The 12,035-nt window shown below is 42.0% G+C and carries 8 protein-coding genes; 3 read left to right on the top strand and 5 right to left on the bottom strand.

Annotated features, from left to right (window positions below; genetic code table 11):
- Positions 1–27 precede the first annotated feature (27 nt).
- Positions 28–1,053 (top strand): hypothetical protein, encoded by a 1,026-nt coding sequence (locus BC659_RS00845; RefSeq protein ID WP_133472692.1) that lies wholly within the window; start codon positions 28–30, stop codon positions 1,051–1,053.
- Between the two features lie 281 nt (positions 1,054–1,334).
- Positions 1,335–1,682 (top strand): bleomycin resistance protein, encoded by a 348-nt coding sequence (locus BC659_RS00840; RefSeq protein ID WP_133472691.1) that lies wholly within the window; start codon positions 1,335–1,337, stop codon positions 1,680–1,682.
- An 87-nt stretch (positions 1,683–1,769) separates the two neighbouring features.
- Here the strand turns inward: BC659_RS00840 and BC659_RS00835 are convergent, their stop codons facing one another.
- The 4 genes from BC659_RS00835 to dnaE all read right to left on the bottom strand — a co-directional run bounded on the left by BC659_RS00835 (position 1,770) and on the right by dnaE (position 9,534).
- A complete protein-coding gene (locus BC659_RS00835; RefSeq protein ID WP_133472690.1) occupies positions 1,770–3,020 on the bottom strand; it encodes a DUF418 domain-containing protein in 1,251 nt (416 codons plus the stop codon).
- Between the two features lie 90 nt (positions 3,021–3,110).
- Complete coding sequence (locus BC659_RS00830; RefSeq protein WP_162847308.1) at positions 3,111–4,868, bottom strand: M3 family metallopeptidase; 1,758 nt, start codon at positions 4,866–4,868, stop codon at positions 3,111–3,113.
- Positions 4,869–4,928: 60 nt separating this feature from the next.
- Positions 4,929–5,735, bottom strand: a complete 807-nt coding sequence (locus tag BC659_RS00825; protein ID WP_133472688.1) for a DUF6597 domain-containing transcriptional factor — start codon at positions 5,733–5,735, stop codon at positions 4,929–4,931.
- A 127-nt stretch (positions 5,736–5,862) separates the two neighbouring features.
- Complete coding sequence (dnaE, locus tag BC659_RS00820) at positions 5,863–9,534, bottom strand: DNA polymerase III subunit alpha (RefSeq protein WP_133472687.1); 3,672 nt, start codon at positions 9,532–9,534, stop codon at positions 5,863–5,865.
- Between the two features lie 282 nt (positions 9,535–9,816).
- Between dnaE and BC659_RS00815 the strand changes: the two genes are divergently transcribed.
- On the top strand, positions 9,817–10,539 hold the full coding sequence (locus BC659_RS00815; RefSeq protein ID WP_133472686.1) for a C40 family peptidase: 723 nt from the start codon (positions 9,817–9,819) through the stop codon (positions 10,537–10,539).
- 132 nt (positions 10,540–10,671) lie between these two features.
- Here the strand turns inward: BC659_RS00815 and BC659_RS00810 are convergent, their stop codons facing one another.
- Positions 10,672–11,937 carry an aspartate kinase gene (locus BC659_RS00810; RefSeq protein WP_133472685.1) on the bottom strand — a complete coding sequence of 422 codons (1,266 nt, stop codon included), beginning with the start codon at positions 11,935–11,937 and terminating at the stop codon, positions 10,672–10,674.
- Between the last annotated feature and the right edge of the window lie 98 nt (positions 11,938–12,035).

The raw sequence follows: 12,035 nt of genomic DNA, 5'->3' as shown, positions 1-12,035 counted from the left end.
GATTGATTTATAATAGATGTCGTGCAGATGTCGTGGTCTTGTCGTGTATTTGTGGTGGCACTTACCGCTGGTGCGCCATTAGTTTTGCAGAAAAAAATGATGTCTTCTTTTTTCCGTAAAAAATCTTTTCCCTGCATCATCGCAGGTCTTATGTTCATGAGCTTTGTAAGCGGTCAGCAACCTGTATCTGGTATTGTATTGTCGCCATCTGAAAAATACAGCCTTCCCTTTGTATGGATGCAGGATACCATTAAGGGTACCATAGAGCCTCATGCGGCCATGCTCATACCGGTTACACTTCCCAATTGTTCGAGACAGTTTTATATGCAGTTCGACATGGGGGCACCGGCAACCCTTTTCTACAGATCGAAACTCAGGGCTGTTTTCGAAAAATATCCCTCCGGTTACCACATAGAAGATAGTACCAGCCGGTTACCGGAAATAACCATCCGGATAGGAAAAAACAAACTGACGATTCAGCATCCGGGTCTGCTTGCATTTGGTGACAAAACGATTGATTGGTCATCGGATAAAAAAGAAATCATTGGTACCATTGGCAGCGACTGGCTGGAAAACAGAACCATTTTAATGGATTATCCCAAACAGCAGATTGTATTGAATTACACGATTCCTGAAAAACTGCAAAACAGGGTAACCGATTTCAGTTATGTACAGCGTAATATACTGCTCCCTGCCACCATAAGGGGAAAGAAAACCCTTTTGTATTTTGATACGGGTTCCAGCGCTTTCAGTTTATTAACCTCCAAAGAAATAGCCCTGTCTATGGCAGGTGCCGATACGGTTGCCAGCAGGTATCCGGTTACTTCCTGGGGCAGAACCCTCTATGCCAATAGTATGGCTACCAGGGATAGTGTTGAAATAAGTGAACTCTCCATACCCATCCGTACCGTAACCTATATGGATGGTGCCAGTGAAGAACAGGTGAGCCGTATGATGAAACTGGGTATAGGTGGTATGACCGGCAACAAACTTTTCCTGCGGACAGGATTGGTACTGGATACCAAAAACAAAAAGATGTTGTTGATTCGATAGCAGTGTCTCCTTACATGCCGGGGCTCTGCTGCTAATTTCCTGCTATTATCCTTACGGAGTATGTTCACCGCAGAGAACGAGAGGACGCAGGGGTAACGCAGAGATGAATCTGCTATTAACCATGAATCCCGAATAACCCTACGAAATCTCTGCGTCCTCTCGTTCTCTGCGGTTCCGTCCTTCGCCAGGATGCCGATCCGTTGAAAAACAGCATTGAGTGGTTGATTTTATTTCCGGGGCTGGTATGAAAAACTGAAATTGCAAGGGTTAAACTTTTGAATATGCTACAACAGATACATCCCAAATTACCCATGCGTGATAAGGACGCCACCCAAAAATATTATGCGCAACTGGGTTTTCGAATGGCGGCAGATTATGGCGATTACCTGATTGTACAGAGAGATGCGATTGAAATACATTTCTTTTCTTTCCCTGAACTGGATCCGCTGAGCAATTATGGTCAGGTGTATATCAGAACAAATGATATCGATCAGCTGTATCAATCCTTGCTGGAAAAAGGAGTAGCCATTCATCCGAATGCGCCATTGACGGAAAAGCCCTGGGGACAAAAAGAATTCGCCCTCCTCGATCCCGATCATAACCTACTCACCTTCGGACAATCAATATAATCCCTGCGTTCCCTCGTTTTCTGCGGTTCCTTCCCGCGTCAGGATGACGTTAGAAATCCGATAGCAGAGAACATGAGGTCGCAGCGTTTATGCAGAGGAGTGGTTTTTCCTGAAAGGTTGTGCTTTGAAATAAGTGGCTGTTCTCCAGAGCCATTCAACAGGGCCGAAGTAGAAATAGCGGAACCACCATTTACAGAACCATGCCTGCAGTATAAAAAATACAATTGCAATTACCCAGTTAAGCCAGGGTGCTGTTACACCCACCAGTTTACAACCGAAATTGAAAAATAAGATCAGTCCCAATGCGGTTTGCAGAAGATAACTGGTCAGCGCCATTTTACCCACAGGTGCCAATGGATACAAGAGGTATTGCCAGAAATGCCGGTTCATCAGTAATGTAATACCCGCCACATAAAACACCACCAGGGCAGCACTGTTTATATTAAACAGGATACCGAAAATATAACCGGGTAAAGGCATTTGTTCCCAGCCCAGTTTTAAAATTTCATTTACCACAATGATACCGATGCCGATTACCAGTGTAATGAGTACCAGCCAGCCTGATCGGTTCCTGATTTTTCTGAAAGCAGGGTTTCTTTCTTCACTACTCATCGCAAACCAACCTTTTCTGCCACTGTACATACCCAATAGAAAAAAGCCGAGCGTAATATAAATCCTCCCACTGCCAAACTGGAAATCGAATTTTTCTCCGATACTGAGGATATTGCTTTTCATCATCGTCCATAAATCACTTTTATATACGGTACTGAAAAACACCTGTGAGGGGTCCTGAGCAGATGGCGCACCGGCTGGCGGTGGTGGTGGTGGGGTTGCGGCAGCTCCCATTTGTTCGATCAATCCGGGTAACTGAATCAATAAACCGGGCAGGTTAATGGCTAGTAAAATGCCCAGTACCAGAATCACTTTATTACTCAGTTTACGCATGGGTAGTAGTATAAAACCCAGTGGCGCATAAATAGAAAGAATATCACCTCTCCAGAATGCGTGGTGTATGAGACCGATGATACCCATCAGGGTGATGCGCCATGCATAGCGCCATACAAAGGGTCGGCCACTGTCTTCCATACTTTTCATCTGCAGAAAAAAACTCAGTCCAAAAAGAAAGGAGAAGAAAGCGAAAAATTTACCGGAGATGAGAATATCGTTGATGGTGCCTACAATGCGCATGGCAATACCATCATGTTTTTGAAAAAGTTCCTGCGGCATATTACCGGCATTGTACCAGTATATCATATGGGCGAGAAGGATACCCAATAGGGCAAATCCACGGAGTGCATCAACCGTAATGATACGGGTTTTCAGGGTTTCGGCTTGCATTCGTAGCAATTTGCGTACAATAAGCTATCATTTTTGCAGATAAAATAAATAAAAATGATAAGCGGTAATAGTTTCTTATGATTGATCCTGTTACCTGTTACTTATAATAAAATCGATAACCGATTGTATGAATGAAGGAGATTTGAGATTGATTCCCAGTTTTTTTAATAATTTATCAGGGTCATCATGGTATCCGTTTTTTAATAAGTGAATATAGTTTTTTATAAAATTATCTTTATCAGTCTTATACAATCGGTAGTAGTAGATGGATAGAGCAGTTGCAATCATATCATCGATATTATGCAAAGGTGCCTGATAATTACTTTCCAGTAATAGCCAGCTTGATTTGTAAGATGGGATCTTTGTAAATATTTCAGGTGTAATGAGGCTGCCCTTTTGTAAGGTAATACTATCTAAATCATCGGGTGTTTGAATGCTGCCATTAAGGATCCCATCGATTAATGAATGCTCCACATAGGCTTCCATGGCACTGCCAAACATAGCAGATAGCCTGTTTTCCCATTCTTCCTTGTATACTTTTCTCTTAATGCTATCTGTTTCATGTGTTGTGAGATAATCAAATAACAATAGTTCATTCAATTTTCCGAAAGATTCGGTGAAGTATCCAGGCCCGGTAGCGTATAACAAAGGAACATTGTTTTTCTCCATCAGGGTAGCCTGTATTGCATGCCCGGCCTCATGTGCCAGTAAGGTGAGATCCAATAAATAGCCTTCATAGTTATAAGCGAAAAAAATACTGGGTGATACCGGATATACACTTGCCATACCTCGGATCGGCATCCTATTGCTATCACCTTTCAGATCAATTCTTCCATTTGCCGGATCCAGTAACCCGGCCAGTTCATCACCGTAATCATTGCCAAGAACTTTTAGCGCAGATTTAATGATGGTACATGCGTCTTTTATGTTGAATTGTATGGGTTGATTATTTGCCTGAGAGCGATTTTCAGCAGGACTTTTACGCTTAGTGGCACCCTTGATAATTACATCAAATAACTTTTCAATGTCGGTAGTCTCTAATCCCCAATCCTTTGCCTTTTCCTCAAAAAGTGAATGAAATTTTTTAGTTTTCGCATAGGCATTAAGTCCTTTTATATATTGAATGTAATTATATCCAATAAAATCTCTTTGTGTATTGTATCCTTTCAAAAGGTATTCCTGCCCTAGTAACTGTATAGTACTGTCAGGGTGATTCTCCCATTGACCTCTATCCTTGAACACATCGATTTCGCTATTGGGGGTTTTAAGGGTTTCGAACTTCATCTTTTGAAGAGCCTGGCCATAAAAATCAGCAGACTGTAAATTGGTAAATGGCTGAACAATTTTTTCACTTGCAGCATTCAGTAGATGTTTACTATTGTCTCTGGTTTTCTGTAAGTAATAAGCAAGCGAAGGTTTGTATTTCGTAATTTCTTTTATCTCTCTGCTTGTTAAATTCGCTATTTTCTCTTTTACAAGTTGCCGGGTCACTCTGATAAAGGTCCTCAATGAATCTGATTCGCGATCGGCTTTCACATCATTCATGTTTACTGCGAAACGCAGAAACAAATACAAGTCAACGATTCGATATGCTTTTTCAGCATTGGAATAGCGGAGTATTGTTTGGGTTAGCAGGGTGGATGTAGTTCCCTTTTTTTTGAGAATGTTATTGATAAGATTGAGTTCGGTTATTATTTTCGAAAATTCTCTGTAGTAGTCAGCTTCTGTATGGAAAAAGTTCTCCTTTATATTAAATTGATACAATTTCTCCTGTTCTTTAGGAACCGCTTCAAAAAATTGCCCAAAAACGTATGCAGGGGCCAGTAGTAGTAAAAACAGATATTTCATATTCATTTTTTTACAAATCAAGCCTAATCGCCTGACTTGAAATTGTATGAGAGCGAACAGTTATACAAAATATGGTAATAAATGATGAGGGTGCTTAAATAAATGCTTGGGTGACTGGTGAAAATAATACTGGCATTCATGAATAAAATGAGACTGGTCGTAATATCCTGCCCTATGTGCTACATCGGTAAAAGAAATAAAATCTTCCTGCATACAAAAACTGATGGCTTTTTTCATCTTTCTCTTCCTTAATACTTCTCCAGCCTGTATTCCCAACAGTACCAGACATTTTTTTTCGAAGTATCTTGTAGACAGTGTCCAGTTCCCTTTAACCATATCAAGGTTCGTTATTCCTTTTGTTTCAGACATCAGTTCTATGAGTAAATCATCTTTGTCAGAAAAGTCCAGCTTACTTTTCTTTATTCGATGGAAGAAGTAGTTGTTACATATAAGTGGTATATGCGCTGGAGCTGCTTCCTGTAAAAGATCATATAGCTGAATAAGTGTAGGGTCGATAACCCTAATCGGAAATTTCTGATCTGTAAAAACGGCAGCAGGTGTATTGAATAGAATATACGTTGCCCAGGGATACAAAGTTATGCCGATTGTGTTTATTGGCCCGGTGTGCTGTACATAGATCGCTTTTCTTTGCTGCCCTTCCAGAAATGCATTTTCTTCCTTTTGGGTTATATCCTGATTAATGCGGTTCAAAACATTTTTTCTATGGAAAATAATTTCAATAGCATCCGCCGGAAATAACATATGTATGTTTTGTACTGTACTATTTGCTTCCTTTTCATCGAGCAGCCAGTATCCTTTAATAAGATGTTGCAGATGTTGATGTGGCTGGTAATGTTGAATTGGCATAAATACAGTATCATCTATGGTCTAAATAAATAAGGACTGTATAAAGTTAATCGTCAGGTTTAAGGTATTGTTACATGATAAGTGTGCTACTTGATGATATTTTTGGCTCTTTTCAGGTATCCGGGGTTCATCCTACCAGCCCCACTGTAACTTCAATATCCGGATTGTTGAGGAGGAAATGGGCCATGTCTTCGTTCATCATAAAACCTTTTTCCAATGTATACAGACTTACTTTCAGTTGCTCTCTCGGTTCGTATAAAGTGAAACGAAGAGAGGACTTGCCGGGGAACTCACGTACATTCTTATCAATAAAAGAAACAAAGTCGGGCGTTAGTGCCGCGGGCTGCATGCTTACTTCAATACTACGGGTGAGGTTTTGTTTTACCGTTTCGAGCAATGACATGCTATTGATCTTAAACTCGAAATTATTGGGTTGGTTATACCTTGACCGGAAGAAGCCGTTGAGTAATATGTTCTGTCCTTTTTCGAGGTAGTTCTGAAACTTGATATAATCTTCGCTCCATAAAATAAAATCGGTTTTACCACTGAAATCTTCAATGATAAAGGAACCGAAATTCTTTCCGGTTTTGGTTACGCGGTGCTGTACATCAATCACCAATCCTGCCACACGCAACTGTTTACCCGGATTGGGTTGTAAGTGCAGGGTTTGTTTGATTTCATTGAAATCGTTGATATTGGTAATGCCGTAATACTTCAGTTCGAACTTAAAATGATCCAGCGGGTGACCGCTCATGAACATACCTGTTACCTCTTTTTCATGATCGAGTAATTCAGTAAGTGTCCATGGCTCAACCGTAGCAATTTTAGGAATGGGTACCTGCATGGCAGCACTCATATCGCCAAACAAAGTATTGGCACTGGCTGCAGAAGCGGTCTGGTTGGCCTGTCCGTACTGAATGATTTTTTCAAGGCCGGATAGTTTATCACCATCCGCTACATGAAAATACTGTGCACGGTGAAATTCAGGGAAGCAATCGAAAGCACCTGAATAGGCAAGGCTCTCCAGCGATTTTTTATTGACGCTTCTCTGTACCACCCGTTTGCTGAAATCGAAAACATCTTTATACCAGCCATTCTTTTCTCTTTCGGCAATGATGTTTTCTACGGCTGCTTCACCCACACCTTTCAATCCACCCAAACCAAAACGGATCTCTCCGTTTTTATTTACGGCGAAACCTTTCAGTGATTCATTGATATCGGGTCCGAGAACTTTAATGCCCATGCGTTTACATTCTTCCATGAAGAAGGTAATTTTTTCAATACTGCCTGCATGGTTCAATACCGCCGACATATACTCTCCCGGATAATGGGCTTTCAGGTAAGCGGTCTGGTAAGCCACAAAAGCATAACAGGTGGAATGCGATTTATTGAAAGCGTATTGTGCAAAAGCTTCCCAGTCTGTCCATATTTTTTCCAGTTTATCAGCAGGATGTCCTTTTGCGGAGGCACCGTCGATAAACTGTTTTTTCATTTTGTCCAGAACGGCTTTTTGTTTTTTACCCATGGCTTTACGGAGTACGTCCGCATCACCTTTGGTAAAACCGCCGAGGCTCTGGCTCAGCAACATCACCTGTTCCTGGTAAACGGTAATACCATAGGTTTCGGCCAGGTATTCTTCCATTTCAGGAATATCATAGCTCACCGCTTCACGCCCATGTTTACGGTCGATAAATTTGGGGATATAGGCAATGGGCCCCGGCCGGTACAGGGCGTTCATGGCAATCAGGTCATCAAATTTATCGGGCTTCAGATCGCGCAGGTATTTCTGCATGCCCACACTTTCAAACTGGAATGTGGCATTGGTTTCGCCGCGCTGATAGAGATGAAATGTTTTTTCATCATCGAGTGGAATATTGTCGAGGTCAATATCCACACCATGGTTTTGTTTGATAAGCTCGAGTGCCGTCTTCAAAATGGAGAGGGTCTTCAGACCCAGGAAGTCCATTTTAATAACGCCGGCATCTTCAATAATACTTCCTTCAATCTGTGTTACCCAAAGGTCTGAGTCTTTGGCCGTAGCTACCGGTATGAGTTCTGTAAGGTCTTTGGGTGCAATGATGATACCCGCAGCATGTATACCTGTATTACGTACAGAGCCTTCCAAACGTTCAGCTTCTTTGAGTACCTGTGCACGTATATCGGTACCCTGATAAATTTCTCTCAGCTTCTTTACATTCTCAATGTCTTCCTGCTGATAACCTTCTTTTTCTTCCAGTGATTTTTCACCTTCTTTGCTGGTGATGGGTGCATGTAATACCCTGCCGAGTTCGGTACCGGGTTTATCAGGTACCAGTTTGGCCAGCATATTACTTTCTGCCAGTGGCAGATCCAGTACACGGGCCACATCTTTGATACTCATTTTGGCAGCCATGGTACCATAGGTAACAATCTGTGCCACCTGTTGCTTGCCATATTTGGCCACTACATAATCAATCACTTTCTGACGGCCCTCATCATCGAAGTCCGTATCGATATCCGGCATGCTCTTACGATCCGGATTCAGGAAACGCTCAAACAGCAGGTTGTATTTGATGGGATCGATATTGGTAATACCTATACAATAAGCCACCACGCTACCCGCAGCCGAACCACGACCCGGCCCCACAAATACGCCCAGCTCACGACCTGCTTTGATAAAATCACTTACGATGAGAAAGTAACCTGCAAAACCCATGGTTTTGATGGTGAACAACTCAAAGTCAATTCTCTCCTGTATCTCTGGTGTAAGATCTGAATAGCGCATTTTAGCGCCTTCCATGGTAATATGTTTCAGGTATTCCCACTGGTTCAGGTTGGCATCGGTATGTATCTGAAAGGATGGGGGAATGGGGAAGGCCGGCAATAAAATATCTTTCTTCAGGTTGAGCACTTCCACCTTGTCTACGATCTGGTTGGTATTATCCAGTGATGCAGGAATATCACTGAATAATTTTTCCATTTCATTCGTGGTCTTGAAATAGAACTGATCGTTCGGGAACTTAAAGCGGCGGTTCTTGATCTGTGCATCATCATTCACAAAATCATCAAAGCCCGGTGTACTTTGTTTTTCGCCCGTGTTAATACATAGCAGGATATCATGTGCATTCGCATCATCTCTGTCTACATAGTGACTATCGTTGGTAGCAATTACCGGTACATTGTATTTCTTGGCGAACTTCAGCAGCGACTGGTTAATGATTTCCTGCTCTTTGATATTATGTCGCTGCAGTTCGATATAATAATCTTCTCCAAATAAATCGAGCCACCATTTGAATTCCTGTTCTCCTTTTTCCTCTCCGTCATGCAGAATGGTTTGCGGAACATAGGCACCAATGCAACAGGTAGTGGCAATGAGTCCTTCATGGTATTGTTCTATCAGTTCTTTATCAATACGTGGGTATTTGCTATACATACCTTCGATAAAACCCAGTGAAGTGAGTTTTACCAGGTTTTCATAGCCCTTTTTATTTTTAGCGAGTAATACCTGGTGATAGCGTTCGTCTTTTATTTCTTTGGTAAAGGTTTTAATGTGCCGGTCCTTCACCACATAAAATTCACAACCAACAATCGGTTTCACCTGTGGGGCCAGTATATCTTTTCCATTTTCATCTTTCCCGATGACTTTGGTATTCTTCCATGCCTGACTTACAAATTCAAAAGCACCAAACATATTACCATGGTCGGTAATGGCCAGTGCGGGCATATTATCTTTCGCTGCTTTTTTATACAGGCTATCAATCGCCGCGGCACCATCGAGCAATGAATATTGAGTATGTACGTGTAAATGAGAGAAAACCATAGAGGGATGTCGGATGTCTGATGGCGGATGTCTGATTTGAGTTAGAGCACCGTCATTTCCGAATCACAAATATCCCAATTTGGAGCCGTTTCAGAAAGGCCTGATTATCCACATTCAAGAATGTTCACATCCGATATCTGAGATCATAAATCCTCCATCCCAAATCCGACATCCGCGATCCGCCATCAGCCATTTTCCACATCTGTGGAACTACTAGTAAATCCTTAAAACTTATACGCAATACTTGGGCAGAATGGCAGGGGGGATTATATTGCGGGGGTTATGCTGAAAAGAGTTGTTTTTTTTACGGGAATGGTATCAGTTTTTGTGCTGTCGGGTTGTAAATCGCTGAGTAAACTCACGTCGAGGGATAATTCTACGGCAAAAGCGGCCCCTGCAAAAACGGCTACGGCAAAACAGCAAAGGGAATTTCTGGACGGTATAGAAATTACACCCGGCGCTGCGGTTACCAGCCGTCATAAAACCAGTACCACCAATGCTTCTTCCGTAAACAGTTCGGCCAATAAGGATAAAGCTGCTGTTGCGAAGGATATGAATAGTTTTAATATCGAGCGGGCTGGTTATCTCCAGCTAAAATATGCAGTGATCATTGATGCTACGGTAGAAAAACTGACCAATATTCCTTTATTGGAAACTATCGATAAATGGTGGGGCACCAAATACTGTATGGGTGGCAGCACCACTGACTGTATTGATTGCTCCGCTTTTACACAAGTACTGATGCGGGATGTTTTCAATACCTCTCTTCCCCGCACTGCCCAGGAGCAATTTGATAACAGCGAAAAAATAGAACTCGCCGATTTACAGGAAGGTGATCTTGTTTTCTTCCATACATCGGGCCGCAAAAAAGATATTACCCATGTAGGTGTGTATCTCCTCAACAACAAATTCGTTCACGCTGCCACCAGCGGTGGTGTGATGATCAGCGATCTCAATGAGAAATACTGGCAACCGAGATTCAGAGGTGCGGGCCGCGCTAAATAATTTGGAAATTGGTTAATTTGGAAATTTGGAAATGCGGTAGCTACTATTACTGCGCGCTCTATAGAATTGGCTACTCTTTTTTTGCGAAGCAAAAAATCTCTTTCATTTTCAAATTTTCAAATTAACTAATTTTCAAATTTTAAAAATTATCTGCACTGTTTCCTTCGTTTTCTGCGTTAAAATAACTTCTTTTCCTTCGAGCATGGTAGCTACGAGGGGTTCGTTGTAGTGGCGGATGGTAAGGAGCTGGAGGTTTTTTTCCAATTGCACATCGAAGAGTGTGCTGGCCATTGAGGCAAACTGTTCTGTTTTATCCTGCTTGTCGTCCATACAGATCTGAACGCCGATGGCGCCGGTTTGTATGAGGTTGGGACGTACGCGGGCCTCTGCAAAAATGCTGTACAGTTGCTGCATGGGTGCTTCGCCCATAAAAGAAAAGTCGCGGCTGTTCAGGTGTACCAGCAGCTGATTTTCTTTGACAACAATAATAGGAGGCAGGTTCTTTACATTCTTTTTATGAATAACGGTGCCGGGTAAGGAAGGATCGAGAAAACATTTTACATACATGGGTATACCCTTGTTCTGTAAAGGTTTGATGGTTTTAGGGTGAATGACCTGTGCGCCATAAAACGCCATTTCGATCACTTCATTAAAATTGAGTTCACTGATGAGCTGCGCATCCGGAAATTTTTTGGGGTCGGCATTCATTACACCTTCCACATCTTTCCAGATGGTTACACTTTCAGCATTGAGTATATTGGCAAAAAGAGCAGCGGTATAATCACTGCCTTCTCTGCCCAGTGTGGTGCTTTCGTTTTCGTCGGTAGATCCGATAAAACCCTGTGTGATGAGGATGTTATGACTGGCTGTTACGGATGCCCAGCACTGTGTTGCTTTTTCAGTGGTATAGTGCCAGTCGATACCCGCGTCTCTGAAATGGTCATCGGTGCGGATGATATCGCGCACATCTGCCCACTGGTTCGGTATTTTTTCCTGGTTCAGGTAATGACTGATGATACAGGTGCTCAATAATTCACCGGCACATACCACCTGATCATAATAATAATCAAATTCGCGAACGGGTTTATCGTGTAAGAGCCATTCTACTTCTGTAAAAAAATCATTCAGTTGTGCGGCACAGGCATTGTAATGGGTAACCAGTAAATATTTGGCGGTAGTAAGGTGTTGGTTTTTGATGATTTCAAAAAGCTGCAATGCTTCCTCTTTCTTTCCGGCATAAAAAGCTTCCACCACTTTTTCCAGTGCATTGGTGGTTTTGCCCATGGCCGAAATAATGATCACTAACTGCTCGCCCTGATACTGCTTCACAATACCCGTCAGGTTCTTAATACGCTCCACACTATTCACACTCGCTCCACCAAACTTAAATACTTTCATGTGCTGTTATTCTTAGATGCAAAACTAAAGGAGAAAATTTGGAAATGAGGTAATTTGGAAATTTGGAAATGAAAACCTTTTTATCTTTTAAAATCACT

It is taken from the genome of Sediminibacterium goheungense (genome assembly GCF_004361915.1).
Taxonomy (GTDB): domain Bacteria; phylum Bacteroidota; class Bacteroidia; order Chitinophagales; family Chitinophagaceae; genus Sediminibacterium; species Sediminibacterium goheungense.
The sequence above is the reverse complement of the archived record's forward strand: the minus strand, read 5'-3'. Positions and strand labels throughout refer to the sequence as shown.

Excerpts from the sequence above, each read along its gene's own strand:
- BC659_RS00845 (WP_133472692.1), top strand. The coding sequence starts at position 28 with ATGTCGTGGTCTTGTCGTGTATTTGTGGTGGCACTTACCGCTGGTGCG.
- BC659_RS00840 (WP_133472691.1), top strand. The coding sequence starts at position 1,335 with ATGCTACAACAGATACATCCCAAATTACCCATGCGTGATAAGGACGCC.
- BC659_RS00835 (WP_133472690.1), bottom strand. The coding sequence starts at position 3,020 with ATGCAAGCCGAAACCCTGAAAACCCGTATCATTACGGTTGATGCACTC.
- BC659_RS00830 (WP_162847308.1), bottom strand. The coding sequence starts at position 4,868 with ATGAAATATCTGTTTTTACTACTACTGGCCCCTGCATACGTTTTTGGG.
- BC659_RS00825 (WP_133472688.1), bottom strand. The coding sequence starts at position 5,735 with ATGCCAATTCAACATTACCAGCCACATCAACATCTGCAACATCTTATT.
- dnaE (WP_133472687.1), bottom strand. The coding sequence starts at position 9,534 with ATGGTTTTCTCTCATTTACACGTACATACTCAATATTCATTGCTCGAT.
- BC659_RS00815 (WP_133472686.1), top strand. The coding sequence starts at position 9,817 with ATGCTGAAAAGAGTTGTTTTTTTTACGGGAATGGTATCAGTTTTTGTG.
- BC659_RS00810 (WP_133472685.1), bottom strand. The coding sequence starts at position 11,937 with ATGAAAGTATTTAAGTTTGGTGGAGCGAGTGTGAATAGTGTGGAGCGT.